Genomic DNA, 17,874 nt, shown 5'->3' on the forward strand with positions numbered 1-17,874 from the left:
CTGCACTGACGGACCGAGCGACGCAGATGTGACAGCAGGAGTTCTGCGCGGCATGCAGCAAGGCCCCGGCGGATTGCCGGGGCCTAGTGCAGTGTGGCGCGGGAGCGCTGAGCGGGCTATTACGCCGTAATAGTGTCGGGGTCAGCTCTGGGGCTCCTGCTCGGCGGGCACGCGTTGCGCCTGGTGCTCGTTCAGGATGCGCAGCATCTTGTCGAACTCGGTGTCCGTCATCTTGCGGATGAGGTGCAGGGCGAGGAAGGCGCCGTCGTCGTAGGGGAGCTTGGGCGGAGCGGCCGAGTCGGTGCGGGGCTCGGGGACCGTGGTGGCGTGTTCCTCCCCCACCGGGTGCTCCCCCACCGGGGGCCCGACCTCCGGCTGCTCCACCACCGGCTGCTCCACCACTGGTTGCGCTGTGGCTGGTTCCTCTGGGATCGGATCCCCGGAAGGTGCTTCCTCTATTACGTCGTAATGGGCGGGGGGCTCGGGCTCGGACGTGACCGCCGGGCGCCTGCCGGGTTTCTGGGCGGGCTTCTCGGCTTCCTTGCGGGCCCGTTCGGCCTTGAGTTCCTCCAGGGCGCTCTCCTGCTGCTCGGCCGGCTTGTTGCCGACCGCGCGCAGGAGGTCGATGGGGTCCTGGCCGATGCGGGCCTGGAGTTCGGGGGTGAGGCTGAGGAGGGCGAGGCGTTGGGAGACCCAGCCCTGGGAGCGGTGGAGGCGTTTGGCGAGGGCCGTTTGGCTGCCGTGAATGGCCAGGAGGCGGTTGAGAGCCTTGGCCTCGTCCAGCTCGTCGAGGTCCTGGCGGTGGATGTTGGCGACCAGGGCGGACTCGAGGAGTTCCTCGGAGGTGCTGCCCTGGTCGTCGCTGACCATGACTTTGACGGTGTCGAGGCCTGCCTCACGGGCGGCGGCCAGGCGGCTGCTGCCGTCGATGACGACGTAGTGGGTGTCCGGCTCGAGACCGGCCTCGTGGTCGGGGTTGGCCTTGATGTAGGTGTCGCGGTTCATGACCGTGATCGCCTGCTTCTGGCCGTGGGTGCCGAGGCTGCCCGCGAGGTCGGTCAGGTCGCCAAGGGTGGAGCGGGGGTTGTCGGGGTTGAGGCTGATGCGGTGGGTGGGGAGTTCGGTGGGCGGGGCGACGCCGTCCGTGGGAACTCCGGTGGCCGCCGCGACCGCGGCGCGGCGGGCGCTGACCGGGCGGGCGGAGCTGCCGAAGCGGCCCGCGCCCAGCTGGTCGGCCTTCTTGGTCATGAGATCTCCCGGGCCAGGGCGCGCATGCTGACCGCCTGCTGGGACTTGGGGGCGTAGGACAGCAGGGGCTGCTTCACGCGGACTGCCTCTTTCTGCTCCTTCAGATCGCCGATGAGGCCGACGACTCGTGGGTCCTTTATGTCGACCCAGCCCTGGAGGGAGGAGGTGGCGATGTAGCCGCGGCGGCCGTCGTAGAGGTTGACGACGATGCCCAGGTAGTCGATCTCGAGGGAGAGGTCTCCGCGGAGGTCCTCGATCTGGGTGGTGAGGAGCTCGTAGGCGTCGGCGGAACTGTCCTCGGCCTGGACGACGACGAGGGCGCCGGACTGGCCGGGCTTCTCGTTGTCCCGGCGGCGGCCGTAGTAGGCGGCGGCGTCCATGCTCAGGCCGAGGCTGGGCGGGCAGTCGACGAGAATTACGTCGTAATAGGGCTCCAGGGGGGCCAGGGCCCGCTCGAGGGCGGCTTCCCTGGCCCGTACGGCGGAGAGGCGTACGTCGAGGAGGAAGGCGTCGTTGCAGCCGGGCAGCAGGTGCAGCCGGCCACCGAAGTTGTCCTCGTCGATGGAGACGACGAGGTCGCGCAGATCGCCCTTGGGGTCGCCCGCCATGTGGTTGGTGAGGCTGTCGCCGTTCATCGGTAGGGGGGCGGCGCCGAGTTGGTTGGTGAGGTGGCTCTGGGGGTCGAAGTCGACCAGGAGGACCCGCATGCCGAGGCCGGGGACGCTTTCGATGTCGAGGGGGTCGCCGTCCTGGCCGGTGGTGTCGGTGGCTTCGACGGCGCGGAGCGCGGCGACAAGCTGCTTGGCGACACGGACCGGGTAGAGCTTGTTGGGGTCCTCGGCCATCGCCTCGCCGGTTCCGGCGGTGATGGCGGTCTTGCCGACGCCGCCCTTCTGGTTGCAGACGATGATGCGCCGGGTGACGGCCGGTCGTACGACGTCGGGGGCGGGGTTGGTGTCGAGCCAGAGCTTGACGGACTGGGCGAGACCTTGGATGAGGGAGACCCCGCGGTCGGCCGCGGTCTGCTTGAAGGTGTCCCACTGACCCTGGGGGAGGAAGGTGGAGAAGGAGTCGGCGCCGGAGGTGTCGATGTTTTCCAGGGCGGAGGCGAGGTCGCACCAGGCGGCGATGCCCTGCTCTACGGCGCTCTGGATCTCGAGGCCGTGCTGGGCGGCCCTCACTTTGAGGTCCTGCCGGAGCCATCCCGGCAGCTTGGACACGACCTTCTCGCGGTCGCTGGAGGTGGCTGGAGAACTCATGGGGCTACCTTACTAACGTCCATGATCGAAAGCTGCCATTGACACGTTAGTAAGGGAAAGTTGGCTTGGGGGGCGGCCTATTACGGCGTAATAGCTCGGCAGCGGAGGGGGAGTGGCCGCCGGGCTATTACGCCGTAATAGGCCGGGTGGGGGAGAGGGGCGAGGGGCGTCAGACGATGGCCCAGGGGCTGGGGCCCTGCGGCCGGGGGGAGGCGGGCCGGGCGGCGGAGACGATGTCCCACAGCTGACCGGCGGTCAGGGTGCGGACCGGCACGACGACCTGGCCGGTGAGGCTGATGCCGAACGCCGACTCCAGCTCGCTGACGATTCCGATGAGGGCCAGCGAGTCCAGTTCGTAGATCTCCAGCGGTTCGTCGGCCGCGGGAGTCCCGTCCTTGCCCAGACCCGGCAGACACCGCTGGAGGATGGTCTCGAACGTCGGGTTCCACGGTGCTGAGGCCATCGGCGGGCTTCCTTCCGGCTACCGGAGTGACGCGGTTCCGCGAGCAGCCTGACGGACGGCGCTTGAGCCGCGCTATTACGCCGTAATGGGTCGCGTGCCACGGCGCAGGGAGCCGTGAGCCATTACGGCGTAATAGCTCACGGCCTTCCGATGTCGTGGGTGGCGCCCGTGGTGACCGCCTGGAGCTTGTCCGGGTTGGCCACGTTGTGGATGGCGGTGATGCGGCCGTCGGCGCCGAAGTCGAAGGTGACGGTGGCGATGACCCGGTCGGGGCCGGTGAACAGCAGCCCCGGGCCGCCGTTGATCTCGGCGAGCTCGGTCTTCATCTCGGTGGGGGCCACGCCCTGGTAGGGGACGGTGCCGATGGCGGCGAACCAGGACGCCACCGTCTGGGCACCGATGACCGGGCGCAGTGCCTGACGGACCTTGCCGCCCCCGTCGGTCCACAGGGTGACGTCCGGGGAGAGCAGTTCCATCAGGGTGTTGATGTCGCCCCCGGTGGCCGCGGCGAGGAACCGCTCGGTGGCCTCGCGGCGGTGGGCCTGGCCGGCGGTGAAGCGGGGGCGCCGGGCCCGTACGTGTTCGCGGGCGCGGTGGGCGGCCTGGCGTACCGCTGGTTCGGAACGCTCTACCGCCTCCGCGATCTCGGCGTGGCTGAAGTCGAAGACCTCCTTCAGCACGAAGACCGCGCGTTCGAGGGGGCTGAGAGTTTCCAGGACGACCAGCATCGCCATGGACACCGACTCGGTCGCCGTGACGGTCTCGGCGACGTCGGTCGTGTCGGTGGTGGGGCCGGTGGCGGTGAGGATGGGCTCCGGGAGCCAGGGGCCGACGTAGGTCTCGCGCTTGTGCCGGGTGGAGCGCAGGCGTTCCAGGGCCAGGTTCGTGACGATCCGGGTCAGGTAGGCCTTGGGGTCGGCCACTTGGGAACGGTCGGCGCCCGACCACTTGATCCAGGCGTCCTGGACGGTGTCCTCCGCGTCGGCGGCGGTGCCGAGGAGGCGGTAGGCCACCGAGAAGAGCAGCCTGCCGTGCTGCTGGAAGACCTGCTGGCCGGGGTCGGCGGGCGGGTGGGTCACCGGGTCCCCCGGATGCGGGTGAAGCGGCCGCCTCGCGGCCAGAACGCGCCCGAGGCGGGCATCTTCTTCATACGGCCATAGGTCGGCCAGGGGGAGGCGGTCACCGTCTCCTTATAGCGGGCCGCCGTGCGGCCGGTCAGGTGAATTCGCCGCGGGCTGTCGTCGGGGCGGGTGAACTGCACGACCGCGTCGTCCCGGCCCAGGCTCACCGGCGTGTGGTAGTAGCCGAAGCGGAACGGCTTGGGCTGCTTGCCCTTGAGGGTGCGCAGGATCGACAGCGCGGCGTGTACACCCGCCGGCATGCCGCCCTGGCAGGTTCCGTGCATGACGCCGTAGCCCTGCCGGATCGCCGCCGCGTCGCCCACGGCGTACACCTGGGGGTGCGACACCGAGCGCAGGGCGGTGTCGGTGACGATGCGGCCGCGTTCGTCGACGGTCAGCCCGGCGGCGGCCGCGAGCGGGGAGACCCGGGTGCCGCTGGTCCACAGCACCGCGTCGGCGTGGATGCTCTCGCCGCCGGCCAGCTCGACCACCTCGGGCAGGACCTTCACGATCTCCACGCCGGTGAGGACCCGGACGCCCAGACGCTCGAGGGCGGAGTGCAGGTAGGCCCTGGCCTTCGGGGTCATGGACGCGCCGGGCTCCTGCCGGCCCAGCAGGACGACGTCCAGCTGCGGGAAGCGTTCGGCGATCTCGGCGGCCGACTCGACGCCGGTCAGGCCGCTGCCGGCGACCACCACCGTGCCGCTGCCGAGCCGTTGCAGCCGGTCGGCCAGCAACTCGGCCTCCTGGGCGCTGTTCAGGGTGTAGGCGTGGTCCTCCGCGCCCGGTACCGCCGATGTGCCGGCGACGCCGCCCAGGCCGTACACCAGCGTGTCGTAGGGCAGTTCCCGGTCGTCGTCGATCCGTACGGTCCTGGCGTCCGCGTCCACCGCGGTCACCCAGCCGCGGACGAACCGCGCGCCCGTGCCGGCGAGCAGCTCCGGGATGCTCAGCTCGGCCGGCTGCTGCCCCGTCGCGGTCATGTGGAGCCGCATGCGTTCGGTGAACCGCTCCTGGGCGTTGACCACGGTCACCTGGACGGCCTCGTGCCGCCTGACCCGGGCCGCGAGCTGGACGGCCGCGGACAGGCCCGCGTAGCCCGCTCCCAGGATCAGGACGCGGTGGGGGGTGGCCGGGCCGGTTCCCTGCTGTGCGCTCATCGTTTGCGCCTTCCTCGAGTCGCTGTCGACGACCACCAGATGGGAGCTGCCCGGCTGTCCGTGACATGGGTTCGGTGTGACCCGCGTCACCAGGTGGGCGGCGGCGGAAGCGACTGAAGCGACCGAAGCGACCGTGCGGCGGAGTCGACGGCGCCTGGCTGGGGGCAGGGCGGGGGCGCGGGTTCAGCTTTGCTTCAGGGTCGCTTGAGTCGCTGCGGCGCGGTGTCAGCGACTCGGATGCGCGGCAGCGACTGAAGGGGAGCGACCGAAGGGAGGTCGGAGCGTTTTGGGTCGCTGAGAAAAACGCCTGGTCAGAGGGGAGTTGGGCGGGGGGCAGCGACTGAAGCGACTGAAGGTCCGGGTATATGGAGACATTGGCGTGCGTGCGCGTGCGCGTGTGCGCGTCATATATAGGAACCTTGAGTCGCTTCAGTCGCTGTCTGGGCATGTACGTACCCTGTGACCTGCGGGTTCGTTGAACCACTGGGACAGCGACCGAAGGAGCTTGGGTCGCTGGGGGGCATTCGGCGTTCGGTCGCTGGCGCGCCAATGGCCGGTACAGGGGTGTTTTTTGTTTTCCCGTGTGTCCCCTTCTGTCTTTGTGGTTCGCTAATCTGTCTCAATCGTTGAGTCGCTTCGGTCGCTGGTGGGGGATGTGGATGGCTCCTGAGCTGCGGGTTTCACGCAGCGACTCACGGCAGTCGCCCCCCGCAGCGCAGGACGCGGGCCGGTCCCTGGCGACCGCCCGGTGGTGCGCGGGCCGGGGCTGGCCGGTGCACCCGCTCGCACCGGGGCGCAAGACCCCCGCGGGCAACTGCGAGGCCTGCCGTACGCCCGGGCACACCCACCGGGGCTGCGGCTGCCCGGCCGCCGGTCGCTGGTGCCACGGTTTCCACGCGGCCACCCTCGACTACGCCCGGATCGAGCAGTGGTGGGGAGCCAACCCCCGCTTCGGCGTCGGGATCGCCTGCGGCCCCGCCGGGCTGGTGGTCGTGGACGTCGATGCACACGCCCAGGCGCTGCCCGACCGGGACCGGCTGCTGCCCGGGATCGAGATCTCCGCGGACATCGACCTCACCGGGCTCGCCAACGGCTTCCACACCCTCGGCGTGCTGGCCGCCCTGCGCGGCGAGCGCAGCCCGGCGGAGGACACGACCACCCTGCGCGTACGCACCCCTTCGGGAGGCCTGCACGTCTGGTACCGGGCGCACGGCGGGCAGCGCTGGCAGTGCTCCGCGGGGTCGGGCGGCGGGCGTTCACTGGCCTGGCAGGTCGACGTACGGGCGCACGGCGGGTACATCGTCGCGCCGGGGACCGTGACCGAGGCGGGGGTGTACGAGCCGGTCGGGGCGGTGCTTGAACCGGTGCCGTTACCGGGCTGGCTGGCGCGCGAGCTGGAGCGCACCGGCCATCTGCCGCCCGAGCACGTGCCGGTGCCGCGCCCGGTGCCCCCAAGGGCCCGGCAGGCAGTGCGGGCCGCCGGGGGAGGGCAGGCTGCCGCGGGCCGGGCCCTGGCCGCCGTACTGGCCGAGGTTGCCGCCTGCGCCGCCGTACCCGAGGGGGCGGGGTTCTCCGAGAAGCTCAACCGGGCCGCGTACACCGCCGGAGGCCTGGTCGCCGCCGGGCACCTGGCCGAGGAGGAGGCCGAGCAGGTGCTGACCGAGGCCGCGGAGCATGCCCGGCCGGGACAGGAGCGGCGCTACCGCGCCATCATCCGAGGTGGTCTGAGCGCGGGCCGGCTGCGCCCGCTGTCCCCGGGAGGCCGTGGGTGACCGCCGACGACAAGGCCCTCTTCGAGGCCAGGGACGAGGGCACGCTCTTCGACGCGCAGGCGGTCGCCGCGCAGATCCTCGCCCGGCGCGGTCCGCAGATGCCCCGGCAGGCGAGCGAGAGCCGGCTGGAGGCGGGCGCACGGGACGGAGAGGCCACTCCCGACGGACTGCTGCCCGACACCCTCAGCGACCGCGGCAACGCCAAGCTGTTCGTCAAGCTCTACTCCAACGACTACCGGCACGTCCCCGGCCTCGGCTGGTACCGCTGGGACAGCACCCGCTGGCAGATCGACGAGGACGACACCGTGATGTGGGCCGCCGGGGACCTGGCGGAGTCCCTGGCGACCAACGACCCGCGAGGGGTGCACAGTTCGGCCGCGCTCCAGCAGCACCGGCGGCGCGCGCTGAGCACCAGTGGCATGAACGCCATGCTCGCGCAGGCCAGGTCCGCGCCCGGGATGGTGCTCAACGCCGCCCGGCTGGACGCCGATCCGTACGCGCTGTGCACCCCGTCCGGGGTCGTCGACCTGCGCACGGGTCTGATCCGTACGCCCGACCCGGACAAGGACTTCCACTCCCGCTCCACCACGGCAGCCCCGCAGGCGATGCCCACCCCGCGCTGGGACCGGTTCCTCACCGACACCTTCGGCGGCGGGCCGGAGGGCGCGCAGATGATCGACTTCCTGCACCTGCTGCTGGGCTACTCCATCACCGGGGACGTCGGCGGTCAGGTGATGCCGTTTCTGTTCGGCTCCGGCAAGAACGGCAAGTCGGTGCTGCTGGACGTGCTGATGAAGCTGGTCGGGGACTACGCGGACGCGGCCCCGCCCGGCTTCCTGATGGCCCGGCCCTACGAGGGGCACCCCACCGACCTGGCCGAACTGCACGGGCGGCGGGTCATCGTGTGCAGCGAGGTCAAGCCGGGGGACCGGTTCGACGAGGCGCGGGTGAAGCTGCTGACCGGCGGCGACCGGATCAAGGCGCGGCGGATGCGGCAGGACTTCTTCAGCTTCCAGCCGACGCACAAGCTGTGGCTGCTGGGCAACCACCGGCCCGAAGTGGGCACCGGCGGCTTCGCGTTCTGGCGCCGGATGCGGCTGATCCCGTTCGAGCGGGTGGTCTCCGACGACCGGAAGATCGACAACCTGGCGGACATCCTTGTCACCGAGGAGGGCCCCGGCATCCTCAACTGGCTGATCCTGGGCGCCCGCCGCTATCTGGGCGGCGAGAAGAACCTCACCGGTCCGGAGCGGGTGCGGATCGCCACCACGGCGTACGCGGAGACCGAGGACCACACCGGGCGGTTCCTGGCCGAGTCCTGCCGGCTCGGGGCGGATCTGAGGGCGGAACAGGCACAGCTCTACGCGGTCTACAAGACGTGGTGTCAGAATGAGGGCGCCCCGGCCGTCTCGTCCCGGGCCTTCGCGGCACGGGTCCGAGAAGTGGTGGGACTTGCGTCGCCCAAGGAGATGATCCTGTCCAACCAGCGCAAGTACTACCCGGGCATCGGACTGGTCGCCGACGAGGAGACACCATGAGCGCCCTCATAGAAGAGGACGAGATCATCCACGAGGTCGACTTCGTCTGGCTCGAGGACATCGGCGAACTGGACTACGTACGCCAGAGCCTGGACCGACTGCCCACCCGTCGGGGCAGGCCCGCCTACCACCGCAACGGCCGTATGGTCGGCTACGCCCTGCTCGGTCCGGGAGCCAAGCCGTCGCGGTCCTCGGGAACGTTCCGCCGCCGGGTGTTCTGGCTGCTGCCGCACGACAGGGACACCGTCCCCGACGGGCTGTACGCCACCGGGGCACCCGCTGAGGCGGTGGATCCGCGCACGCTGGCGCCGGGCAGCAAGGGGCGCAAGACCGAGCGGTCGGAGGGCGGCCCGCCGTCGTCGACGGCTCGGGGGCGGGGGATCTCACTGCCGTTGTGAGGTCGGCCGGAGGTCTGGGAGGGGACCGACCGGCCTGTGCGGTGCTTGTGACGTGCTGGGTACTGGGGAGGACCGGCCGTGGGTGTTACGCGCGGGAACGAGCGGCAGGGGCCGTGGGACGCGTGTTCGCGGGTTCGGGGCCGTAGACGGTCCGTACGGTCCGGCGACACCGCCTGCGGGCTCGGATGCGTGAGCCTCGCAGGCGGTGGGTGGTTGCGGTAGGGCCGGGGCGCGATGATGCCGTGGCTGTCACTCCTGGTCGACCGGTCCCGTGATCGTCGAGGTGAACACCCGCTCCCCGTCCTGTTCTCCGATGACCTCCACGGTCATCAGCCCGTTGCTCTCGGGCGACACGTGCGTGATCTCGATCCAGCAGGGCCGGTCGAGTTCGGCGTAGCGGAAGAAGTCGGTGGAGGCGTTCGCGGGGACCATGCGGTGCGGGGCGACCAGGGTGGAGGCGGCCTGGCGGGCGCCTTCCAGCAGGACCATTCCCGGCAGGTGGTCGTCCGCGTGGTCGAAGAAGATCGGGTGGTCGAGGTCCGGGGTGAGCAGCCAGCGCGAGGGGCTGTCGGTGGCGGAGAGCACCACGTCGGTGCGTGCGGTGCGGCCCACGGTGACAGGAGCGAGGGGAGCCCGGTCCGCGCGCAGGTCGAAGGGCGCGCCCGACCAGGCTCGGTGGTTCGAGCGCAGCCGGGTGTACACGGCCGGCGGGATGGACGAGAAGGAGCCCGCTCCGTTGGCCACGAGGACGCCTTCGCGGCGGATGGACAGTTCCAGCCGCAACCAGCCGGCCACCCCACGACGCCAGGTGATCTCGGTTGCTCTCGCGTCGAGTTCGAAGTCGGTCGGGCTCGAGGTGATGCGCAGTTCGGGCAGGTAGGTCGTGTAGCTGAGGTTCCACAGGACGAAGCGGTGGCTGAGGGGCACTCCGAGCTCGGCGTGGGCGAGGAACATGCCCGCCTGCCGAAACGTCTCTGCAACCTGAAGGGGATCGTGCCGGTTGCCGTCGTTGCCGTTGAAGAGCGTGTGTGCGCGAGGCCACTGCCCGGTCAGGGAGAACCTCTGATCGTCGCGCGCGGTGCAGCCCGTGAGGAACACCTCGGCGAGGCTGGCCCGGTGGACGTACTCCTTCGGGACCGTGGTGGTCAGCCTCGGCAGTGCGGGCAGTTCGACGCCGCGCTGAGTGGTGTCAAGACCCATCGAAGACCCCCGTCTTGAAGCTATGTTCGACGACGACTCATAAGATACGGACCTACCGGTTTTCTTGGATCCGCCGCTAGGTAAAAGGTTGGGCAAGCGTCTCCCGGGCGACTGAACGAAACGTTCCGTTAGGGATGGTTTAAACGCGCATTTTCAGGCGTTGACAAAGCACTTGGAAGGCGTGAAAGGTGCGTACCGGCACAGAGCTCCGCTGTGGCATGATCAAGTCAATCGGATTAACAAACCTGTTCTGCGGTTTTCTTTGAGCTCGATCACCGCCTACTGGAGGTAGCGATGCAGAACCGATCCGCTCCTGTTGTGCTCGATCCTTCTGGCCAGAACCTGCACGCCGAGGCCGCCCGGCTGCGCGAACTCGGGCCGGTCGTCCAGGTGGAGCTCCCGGGTGGCGTGACGGCCTGGTCGGTGAACCGGCTGGACCTGATCAAGCAGGTGATGACGAACCCGATGGTGTCCAAGGACGCCTACCGGCACTGGCCCGCGTGGATCGAGGGCGAGGTCGACGATTCCTGGCCACTGGCGATGTGGGTGTCGGTGCGCAGCATGCTCACCGCCTACGGCGAGGAGCACACCCGACTGCGCAAGCTCGTCGCCGGGGTGTTCACCACCCGGCGTGTGGCCGAACTCCAGCCACGCATCAGCGAGATCACCGACGAGCTGCTCACCCGGCTGGAGCGGACGCCACCGGGACAACCCGTGGACATCCGCCGGGAGTTCGCCTACGAGCTGCCCATACGCCTGATCTCGGAGATGCTCGGCCTGGAAGGAGGGGAGCGCGACAGCTTCCACGGGGTGGTGAACGTACTGTTCACCACCTCCACCACTCCGGAGATGGCGCAGAAGAACCAGGCCGAGCTGTACGGGCTGCTGAACGACCTGGTCGGACGCAAGCGAGCGCAGCCGGCGGCCGACCTCACCAGCGCCCTGATCGCCGTACGCGACGAGGACGGTGACGGTCTGACGGAGAAGGAACTCGTGGACACCCTCCACCTGGTCCTCGGAGCGGGCCACGAGACCACCGTCAACCTTCTCGACCACGCCATCCACGCCCTGCTCACCCATCCCGAGCAGCTCGCACTCGTCCGGGAGGGCCGAGTCCCCTGGGACGCGGTGGTGGACGAGACGCTGCGCTACCACGCACCGGTGGCCAACATCCCGCTGCGGTTCGCCGTGCGGGACGTCGAACTGGACGGCACCGTCATCCCGGCGGGGGAACCGATTCTGTTGTCGCTCGTCGCCGCGGGCCGCTGCCCGGTCACGCACGGGACCGACGCCGGCGCGTTCGACGTCACCCGTCCCACGCGCCGCGAGCACCTGGCCTTCGGCCACGGGGTGCACCACTGTGTGGGCCGTCCGCTGGCCATGAGCGAGGCGACGATCGCGCTGCCCGCTCTCTTCGAACGCTTCCCGGCGATACGACTGGCCGTGCCGTCCGGTGAGTTGAACCTGTCCGAGTCGTTCATCTCCAGCGGTCACACCGGCCTGCCGGTGGTGCTGGTGCCCGCTGCCTGAGCAGGTGTCATTCCGTCCCGCCCTCACAGGGAGACTTCCATGCCACTGCCCGCACTGCGCATTCTTCGTCTGGCCGCGGTGAACATCGACGGCGTCCTGCTCAACGACTCCTTCAGCCCCGTGATCCACCGTTTCGTCGTCGGACGGGGGCTCGCCTACACGCCCGAAGTGGAGCAGATGTTCTTCTCCCGGTCGCGGCTGACCGCCGCCCGGATGTTCGTCGAGATGACGGGCGGCACGGCGACCGAGGAGGAGGTGATCGCGGCCTACTTCGCCGAACGCGAGGCGTATCTGCGCGCGCATCCGGTCCAGGTGGCCGACGGAGCGCTCGCGCTCCTGCACCGCCTGAGCGCCCTCGGACTGGACGTCGTGTGCTACGGCGGGCTGGACGAGAGCCACTTCGAGCGTCACCTCGGCTCGTGGTCCGCGTGCTTCACCGAGCCCCGGTACATCTGCACCGACGGCTTCCGCCCCGGCATCCAGGAGATCATCGGCCGTTTCGGGCTCACCAGCCAGCAGGTCCTCTTCATCGACGACGTGGCGACGTTCGCCGAACGGGCCAGGGAGCTGGACGTGCCCTTCATCGGGCATCCCAGCCCCTTCCCGCACGGGTTCCAGCGGTCTCTCATGCGGGAGGCCGGTGTCCGCTACCTGACGCGGACCCTGTCAGCCATCGACGAGCCGATGGTGCGCGCCCTCGACCTCGACGCCGCGAACGGGACCGTCTGGCGGCGCGAGGGCGGTCCCGAAGCCGGTGGTGTGCCCCTGGTGAGCGAGGTGCTGTCATGACCGGTGACGAGTTGCTTCCCCTCGCCGGAAAGACCGTGCTCATCACGGGCGCCAGCAGCGGCATCGGAGCGGCCGCGGCACGGGTGTTCGCGCAGCAGGGGGCCGCCGTTGTTCTGACGGCCCGCCGGGAGAGCCGGCTGCGGGACCTTGTGGCGGAGCTGTGCCACAAGGGCATGGAGGCGAGTTACCGCGTCGCGGACGTGCGCGACGGCGACCAGATCCGGCGGGCCGTGGAGTACGCGGTCGAGCGTCACGGCCGTCTGGACGGAGCGTTCAACAACGCCGGCGCCGGGGTGGAGAAGGTTCCCCTGCACCGGCTGGAGGACTCGGCGTACGACCTCGTCATGGAGACGAACGTGCGGGGCGTGTGGAACTGCATGCGCCACGAGATCACGGCGATGCTGGCGGGTGACGGGGGTGCGATCGTGAACACCAGCAGTGTGGGCGGGCTGGTCGCGTCCTCGACGGCCGCGCCGTACATAGCCGCCAAGCACGCCGTGATCGGCCTGACCAAGGCGGCCGCGGTGGAGTACGCCGCGCACGGCATACGGGTCAACGCGATAGCACCGGGCCTGACGCGCTCCGAGATGGTCGACGAGTGGTTCGCCCGCACCCCCGGAGCGGAGAAGCGCGCGCTCCAGTCCGCTCCGCAGGGCCGGGCCGCGGATCCGGCCGAGGTCGCGGAGACGGCCGCCTGGCTGTGCAGCGACAAGGCGAGCTTCGTGACGGGTGCGACGCTCCCCGTGGACGGAGGCCGTACCGCCTGGTGAAACCGCTTGCCCGGTCTTGTCGTCACTCCCCCCTGCCAACGCCCGTGGAACGGGCCCGCGGGGCGGCAGGTGACGACAGAACCCGGCGCGGAACTTGCTGCCGTGCAGCGGTTACCACTGTCGGGCTCGGGGAATCCGGGCTCAAAGAGGGTAAGGTACGTAACATGCGGTTTTAATTTCTGACTTAGGAGGCCCCCATGGCGCGGCAGGAACGTGCAGTACGGACCCGTCGTGCTGTTATCCAGGCCGCCGCCGAGGTCTTCGCGGAGCGGGGCTACGCCGCCGCCACCATCGCGGAGATCCTCGAGCGGGCCGGGGTGACCAAGGGCGCTCTGTACTTCCACTTCGACTCCAAGGAAGCCCTTGCACGGGGGGTCATCGGCACCCAGATCGCGACCGACGTCTGGGCGCCGCGCGAGCTGAAGCTCCAGGAGTGGGTGGACGTCGGCATGACGCTGGCCTACCAGATACCCAGGGACATCATCCTCCTGGCGGGCATCCGTCTCTCGGCGGACCTCCAGGGCCGCCGTCTGTTCGGGAGTGCCTGGCCCGCCTGGATCGAGGTGTCGACCAAGTATCTGAGCGAGGCCAAGGAGCGGGGTGAGGTGCTCCCGCACGTCGTCCCGTCCGAGACGGCGGAGTGCTTCCTGGGAGCATGGCTGGGGACGCAGATGTTCTCCGAGGCGAACTCCGACTGGTCGGACCTGAGCGAGCGCGTCTCCATCCTGTTCAACCACATGCTGCCGGCCATCGCCACACCCGCGGCGTTGATCAGACTCGACACGGCACCCGACCGGGGAGCCCGTATCGTCGAGGAGTCGATGCGTCTGTCGGAGACCGTCGCGCTCGTGGCCTCCGAGGGCTGACACCCGGTGAGGGTCCTGTGAAGGGGGCCCTTACCAAACCTTCTGCGTGGTTTGGTTGTCTCGGCTGTTGTGCTCCCTGCCGCCGGACACTTTTCGCCGTGCCGCTGCTGGAAGCGTCGGAAGCGTCGGCCAGGGTGAAGGGCCTGAAGGGGCCTGATCGCACCTGACTGGTATCAGACCAGTTGTGCTGTTTTTGTGAGCGCCCCCGGGGCGTCTTGCGAAGCCGTGAGCGCCCCTTGTGGCCGTGACCAGGGAGTCATGCGCCATACGCTCCGAAGCGGCGCGAGGGGCACACTGTCACTCCTCTAGTAAACCAACCAATCATGCGGTTTGCTATGGTGGATAACGGAAAGCCGCAGGCCCTGAGGGAAGCGGACTGATTTATTCCGTATTCCGCTGGACCCCAGGAGGAGGACGCGATGGTCAAGCAGGTACGAGCGGCGCGTACTCGTCGGACCCTCATCGTCGCGGCGGCCGAGGTCTTCGCCGACGAGGGGTATGCGTTGGCCACCCTGCCTGCCATCAGCAAGCGGGCCGGCGTGAGCGCCGGGGCCCTGCATTTCCATTTCGCCAGCAAGGACGCTCTGGCCAGGGAGGTGGAGAGCGCGGCGGCGGAGTCCGTGGAGAAGCTGGCCGAGAACTGTCGCTCGGGGGCGGGGACCTCGCTGCAGTCGCTCGTGCACGCCACCTCCAGCATGCTGCTCGCGGTCGCCGGCGACCCGGTGGTCAGGGCGGGTTTCAAGCTGTGCAACGATCCGTCCCGCAAGAACGGGGCTGAGATGCTGCACTGGTGGCGCGCCTGGGTCCAGGGCCTCGTCGTGCAGGCGCGGGGTGCGGGGGAACTCGCGGAAGGCGTCTCGGCCGATGTCGCCACCACCGCGATCGTGGCCGCCACGCTCGGCTTCGAGGCGCTCGGCACGACGGACCCCGAGTGGCTCTCGGCCGAGCGCCTGGCGCAGTTCTGGACGTTCATCCTGCCCCGGTTGGCGGCCTCTCCTGACCATGCGGTGGCGCTGGAAGTCTTCGAACGAGTCGACGAAGTGACGGGCCGAGTAAAACAGTCCGAACGGTCTGGTAATTGACGGGTCAAGCGATGGATCCCACTCCACTCTTTCCGTGTCTGTGGACTGGACCTTCAAACAATATGCCCCTGTATGCGGCTTATTCCGTTCTCTCTCGGGTGTGGCTGGAGCATAAGTAGGGTGCCCGGTTTGGTATTGACATACCGCCCGTGCTGTTTTTTACTCGGAGTGCTAGGGAACGGCTCTAGAACGGCACCAGAGGACGGGGGACACGGCGTGGACATCGACGTACTCGGCACACTCGCCGTACGCGAGAAGGGCGTGTCGATCACACCGACCGCCCCCAAGCCGCGACAGGTGCTCGCACTGCTGGCCCTGCACGCCGACCAGGTCGTGCCGGTGGGCGTGCTGACCGAGGAGCTGTGGGGTGCCGAGCCACCGCGCAGCGCGCGGCCCACACTCCAGACCTACATCCTTCAGCTGCGGGAGCTGATCACCGTGGCGCTGGAGGACGGCGCCGGCGAGACCGCGGACGGGGGCGGCGACCGGCGGTCGGCCAAGGACGTGCTGCTGACCGTGCCCGGCGGCTATCTGCTGAAGAGCGCTCAGGGCACCAGCGACGTACGGGAGTTCGAGCGGCTCGCCGGTACGGGATACCGGGCCATGGACGCCGAGGACTACCCCCAGGCCGCCCGCCTGCTGCGCGATGCCCTCACCCTGTGGACCGGCCCGGCCCTCGCCGACGTGCACACCGGCACCCATCTCCAGACGCAGGTCAAACGGCTCGAGGAGAGCCGGCTGTGTGCTCTGGACCAGCGCATCGAGGCCGACCTCAGACTCGGCCGGCACCGCGAGCTGCTCGCCGAACTGACCGTACTGGTCAGCCGTTACCCCACCCACGAGAGCCTGTGCGGCCAGTACATGCTGGCCCTCTACCGCTCCGGGCGCCGCGGTGAGGCACTCGACGCCTACCAGCGGCTGCGCGCCACCCTGGTGCGCACGCTCGGCCTGGAGCCGTCGTCCGCGCTGGGCAAACTACAGCGCTCCATCCTGATGTCCGGCCCCGAGACCGCGCCCGCCGCGCGCCTCGCGCAGACGGCCCCGGTCACGCCGGTGGGCTGACCGGCCTGACCGCGGGTGGGCCGACCGACCGGATGCGCCGGCCGGTCGGCCCGTCGAACGTTCCCTCTACCAGCGATCGAGCACCGCTTTAGTCCGGCGGTGCAGCGTTGATCACACCTGGAGGAGGGGGGTCACGCATGTCGTCACAGCGGATGCACTCCAGCCGGCACACGGTGTCAGTGGCCGCTCCCGCCGGAGTGGTCTACGGCCTGCTCGCCGACGCCCCCCGCTGGCCGGTCTTCCTGCCCTCCCACGTCCACGTCGAGCGGACGCGGTTCGACGGCCACGAGGAACACCTGCGGGTGTGGGACGTACACGCCGACCACGTGCGCTCCTCCGTCGCGCGGCGGGTACTGCGGCCGCAGCTGCGCTCCATCGACTTCGAGCAGGAGGACACCTTCCTGCCCGGCGCCCCCACGTCCGGTAGCTGGACCGTCGAGGCCGAGGGCGAGGAACGGTCCCTGGTGACCCTGCGGCACGACCGGCCCTCCGGTCCCGGTGAGCCGCCCGGCGCGCTGGAGGCGGACGTACGCGCCCAGCTGGCCGTGCTGCGGGAGACGGCCGAGCACTGGGAGAAACTGGACGAGTTGCTGCTGTCATTCGAGGACAGCGTGCACGTCGAGGGGCCGCTGGAACTCGTCTACGACTTCCTCTACCGCATCGAGGACTGGGTCGAGCTGATCCCGCACGTCGAGTGGGCCGGGGTGACCGAGGACCAGCCCGGCGTCCAGGTCGCCGCGCTGGACACCTGCGCCACGGAGACGGGGGAGACGGTCACCACCGAGACCGTACGGCTGTGCTTCCCGCACGCCGGACGGATCGTCTACAAGGAGACCGTGACGCCCGAACTGATCGCGGCTCACATCGGGGAGTGGTACCTGGACCCGGACGAGTCCGGGGTGCGGGTGGTCTCCGCCCATCACGTCATGCTGCGCGAGGAGGCCGTGGAGGCCGTCCTGGGCGAAGGCGCCCTTCTCGTGGACGCCCGCCGGTATGTGCGCGAGTGGCTGGGCCGGGCCGGCACCGAGGCGCTGGCGCTGGCCAAGTGGCATGCCGAGAGCGCCGTACGCCGGTTGCGATGAGCGCGCCGGGGAGTATGGCGGGCACCGCAACGACGAGGAGGACGAGGAGGTCGGCGATGGCCCTCACGCAGGCGTATGCCGAGGTGCAGGCGCCGGTCGGGGTGGCGCTGCGGGCGCTGCGGCTGGAGGCGCTGCTGGGTGATCCCCGCGATCCTGCCAACCCTTATGGGCGGCCCGCGTTGTGGGCTTCGGCGGGGGCGTGTCCCGAGCCGCCCGGGGGTCTTGCCGGTGCCGGGGTCCTTGCCGGGGTCCTTGCCGGGGGTGAGCCGGAGCTGGGTGCGCGGCCGTCGGGTGGGGCGTTGGCGCCGGACCAGTTGGCTCGTGCCCTGCGGCCCGTGTTCCGGCGGGACCTGGCGCTCGGGCATGCCTGGGGCGTTCGGCCTCTGTCGAGCGGTCCGGAGCCGGTGGCTGCCTTGCTGGGGTCGGCGGCGCTGATCGCGGCGGCCGGTGGTGTGCTGCGTGGGGTGGCGCGGATCGTGGACGGGCTCGGGCGGCACGAGTCGGGGGTTGGGCAGTGGCGGCCCGTGCTTGCTT

At 69.9% G+C, this 17,874-nt stretch carries 16 protein-coding genes; 10 read left to right on the plus strand and 6 right to left on the minus strand.

Annotated features, from left to right (window positions below):
* Positions 1–141 precede the first annotated feature (141 nt).
* The 5 genes from ACWGJM_RS22350 to ACWGJM_RS22370 form a co-directional block, all read right to left on the minus strand.
* Positions 142–1,248 carry a ParB/RepB/Spo0J family partition protein gene (locus ACWGJM_RS22350; protein ID WP_453413430.1) on the minus strand — a complete coding sequence of 369 codons (1,107 nt, stop codon included), beginning with the start codon at positions 1,246–1,248 and terminating at the stop codon, positions 142–144.
* Positions 1,245–2,507 carry an AAA family ATPase gene (locus ACWGJM_RS22355; protein WP_453413431.1) on the minus strand — a complete coding sequence of 421 codons (1,263 nt, stop codon included), beginning with the start codon at positions 2,505–2,507 and terminating at the stop codon, positions 1,245–1,247. The genes ACWGJM_RS22350 and ACWGJM_RS22355 overlap by 4 nt, the downstream gene beginning before the upstream one ends.
* A gap of 169 nt (positions 2,508–2,676) precedes the next feature.
* Positions 2,677–2,970, minus strand: coding sequence for an acyl carrier protein (locus ACWGJM_RS22360; protein WP_453413432.1), 294 nt, complete (start codon positions 2,968–2,970; stop codon positions 2,677–2,679).
* A gap of 137 nt (positions 2,971–3,107) precedes the next feature.
* Positions 3,108–4,049, minus strand: a complete 942-nt coding sequence (locus ACWGJM_RS22365) for an RNA polymerase sigma-70 factor (protein ID WP_453413433.1) — start codon at positions 4,047–4,049, stop codon at positions 3,108–3,110.
* On the minus strand, positions 4,046–5,251 hold the full coding sequence (locus tag ACWGJM_RS22370) for an NAD(P)/FAD-dependent oxidoreductase (protein WP_453413434.1): 1,206 nt from the start codon (positions 5,249–5,251) through the stop codon (positions 4,046–4,048). Before ACWGJM_RS22370 ends, ACWGJM_RS22365 begins: the two co-directional genes overlap by 4 nt.
* Before the next feature lie 659 nt (positions 5,252–5,910).
* On the opposite strand from ACWGJM_RS22370, the gene ACWGJM_RS22375 reads away from it, so the two are divergent.
* The 3 genes from ACWGJM_RS22375 (at position 5,911) to ACWGJM_RS22385 (ending at position 8,959) form a co-directional block, all read left to right on the plus strand.
* A complete protein-coding gene (locus tag ACWGJM_RS22375) occupies positions 5,911–7,023 on the plus strand; it encodes a bifunctional DNA primase/polymerase (RefSeq protein ID WP_453413435.1) in 1,113 nt (370 codons plus the stop codon).
* A 98-nt stretch (positions 7,024–7,121) separates the two neighbouring features.
* Positions 7,122–8,561 (plus strand): DNA primase family protein, encoded by a 1,440-nt coding sequence (locus ACWGJM_RS22380; protein WP_453413527.1) that lies wholly within the window; start codon positions 7,122–7,124, stop codon positions 8,559–8,561.
* Positions 8,558–8,959 (plus strand): DUF6009 family protein, encoded by a 402-nt coding sequence (locus tag ACWGJM_RS22385; RefSeq protein WP_453413436.1) that lies wholly within the window; start codon positions 8,558–8,560, stop codon positions 8,957–8,959. The genes ACWGJM_RS22380 and ACWGJM_RS22385 overlap by 4 nt, the downstream gene beginning before the upstream one ends.
* Before the next feature lie 249 nt (positions 8,960–9,208).
* Here the strand turns inward: ACWGJM_RS22385 and ACWGJM_RS22390 are convergent, their stop codons facing one another.
* Entirely contained in the window at positions 9,209–10,159 is a 951-nt protein-coding gene (locus ACWGJM_RS22390; protein ID WP_453413437.1) for a ScbA/BarX family gamma-butyrolactone biosynthesis protein, read from the minus strand.
* 318 nt (positions 10,160–10,477) lie between these two features.
* Between ACWGJM_RS22390 and ACWGJM_RS22395 the strand changes: the two genes are divergently transcribed.
* From ACWGJM_RS22395 to ACWGJM_RS22425, 7 genes are all read left to right on the plus strand, one after another.
* Positions 10,478–11,689 carry a cytochrome P450 family protein gene (locus ACWGJM_RS22395; protein WP_453413438.1) on the plus strand — a complete coding sequence of 404 codons (1,212 nt, stop codon included), beginning with the start codon at positions 10,478–10,480 and terminating at the stop codon, positions 11,687–11,689.
* A 39-nt stretch (positions 11,690–11,728) separates the two neighbouring features.
* Positions 11,729–12,478, plus strand: a complete 750-nt coding sequence (locus ACWGJM_RS22400) for an HAD family phosphatase (protein ID WP_453413439.1) — start codon at positions 11,729–11,731, stop codon at positions 12,476–12,478.
* Positions 12,475–13,248: an SDR family NAD(P)-dependent oxidoreductase gene (locus tag ACWGJM_RS22405; protein WP_453413440.1), complete on the plus strand. Its 774-nt coding sequence runs from the start codon at positions 12,475–12,477 to the stop codon at positions 13,246–13,248. The genes ACWGJM_RS22400 and ACWGJM_RS22405 overlap by 4 nt, the downstream gene beginning before the upstream one ends.
* Before the next feature lie 197 nt (positions 13,249–13,445).
* The gene (locus tag ACWGJM_RS22410) at positions 13,446–14,114 is read left to right on the plus strand and encodes a ScbR family autoregulator-binding transcription factor (RefSeq protein WP_453413441.1); all 669 of its coding nucleotides are present in this window, start codon (positions 13,446–13,448) and stop codon (positions 14,112–14,114) included.
* A 419-nt stretch (positions 14,115–14,533) separates the two neighbouring features.
* A complete protein-coding gene (locus tag ACWGJM_RS22415) occupies positions 14,534–15,196 on the plus strand; it encodes a ScbR family autoregulator-binding transcription factor (RefSeq protein ID WP_453413442.1) in 663 nt (220 codons plus the stop codon).
* Positions 15,197–15,412: 216 nt separating this feature from the next.
* Positions 15,413–16,258, plus strand: coding sequence for an AfsR/SARP family transcriptional regulator (locus tag ACWGJM_RS22420; RefSeq protein WP_453413443.1), 846 nt, complete (start codon positions 15,413–15,415; stop codon positions 16,256–16,258).
* A gap of 137 nt (positions 16,259–16,395) precedes the next feature.
* Complete coding sequence (locus ACWGJM_RS22425) at positions 16,396–17,340, plus strand: aromatase/cyclase (RefSeq protein ID WP_453413444.1); 945 nt, start codon at positions 16,396–16,398, stop codon at positions 17,338–17,340.
* Positions 17,341–17,874 lie beyond the last annotated feature (534 nt).

Source organism: Streptomyces sp. NPDC054834 (assembly GCF_053611185.1).

Excerpts from the sequence above, each read along its gene's own strand:
- ACWGJM_RS22350 (WP_453413430.1), bottom strand. The coding sequence starts at position 1,248 with ATGACCAAGAAGGCCGACCAGCTGGGCGCGGGCCGCTTCGGCAGCTCC.
- ACWGJM_RS22355 (WP_453413431.1), bottom strand. The coding sequence starts at position 2,507 with ATGAGTTCTCCAGCCACCTCCAGCGACCGCGAGAAGGTCGTGTCCAAG.
- ACWGJM_RS22360 (WP_453413432.1), bottom strand. The coding sequence starts at position 2,970 with ATGGCCTCAGCACCGTGGAACCCGACGTTCGAGACCATCCTCCAGCGG.
- ACWGJM_RS22370 (WP_453413434.1), bottom strand. The coding sequence starts at position 5,251 with ATGAGCGCACAGCAGGGAACCGGCCCGGCCACCCCCCACCGCGTCCTG.
- ACWGJM_RS22375 (WP_453413435.1), top strand. The coding sequence starts at position 5,911 with ATGGCTCCTGAGCTGCGGGTTTCACGCAGCGACTCACGGCAGTCGCCC.
- ACWGJM_RS22380 (WP_453413527.1), top strand. The coding sequence starts at position 7,122 with ATGCCCCGGCAGGCGAGCGAGAGCCGGCTGGAGGCGGGCGCACGGGAC.
- ACWGJM_RS22385 (WP_453413436.1), top strand. The coding sequence starts at position 8,558 with ATGAGCGCCCTCATAGAAGAGGACGAGATCATCCACGAGGTCGACTTC.
- ACWGJM_RS22390 (WP_453413437.1), bottom strand. The coding sequence starts at position 10,159 with ATGGGTCTTGACACCACTCAGCGCGGCGTCGAACTGCCCGCACTGCCG.
- ACWGJM_RS22400 (WP_453413439.1), top strand. The coding sequence starts at position 11,729 with ATGCCACTGCCCGCACTGCGCATTCTTCGTCTGGCCGCGGTGAACATC.
- ACWGJM_RS22405 (WP_453413440.1), top strand. The coding sequence starts at position 12,475 with ATGACCGGTGACGAGTTGCTTCCCCTCGCCGGAAAGACCGTGCTCATC.
- ACWGJM_RS22410 (WP_453413441.1), top strand. The coding sequence starts at position 13,446 with ATGGCGCGGCAGGAACGTGCAGTACGGACCCGTCGTGCTGTTATCCAG.
- ACWGJM_RS22415 (WP_453413442.1), top strand. The coding sequence starts at position 14,534 with ATGGTCAAGCAGGTACGAGCGGCGCGTACTCGTCGGACCCTCATCGTC.
- ACWGJM_RS22425 (WP_453413444.1), top strand. The coding sequence starts at position 16,396 with ATGTCGTCACAGCGGATGCACTCCAGCCGGCACACGGTGTCAGTGGCC.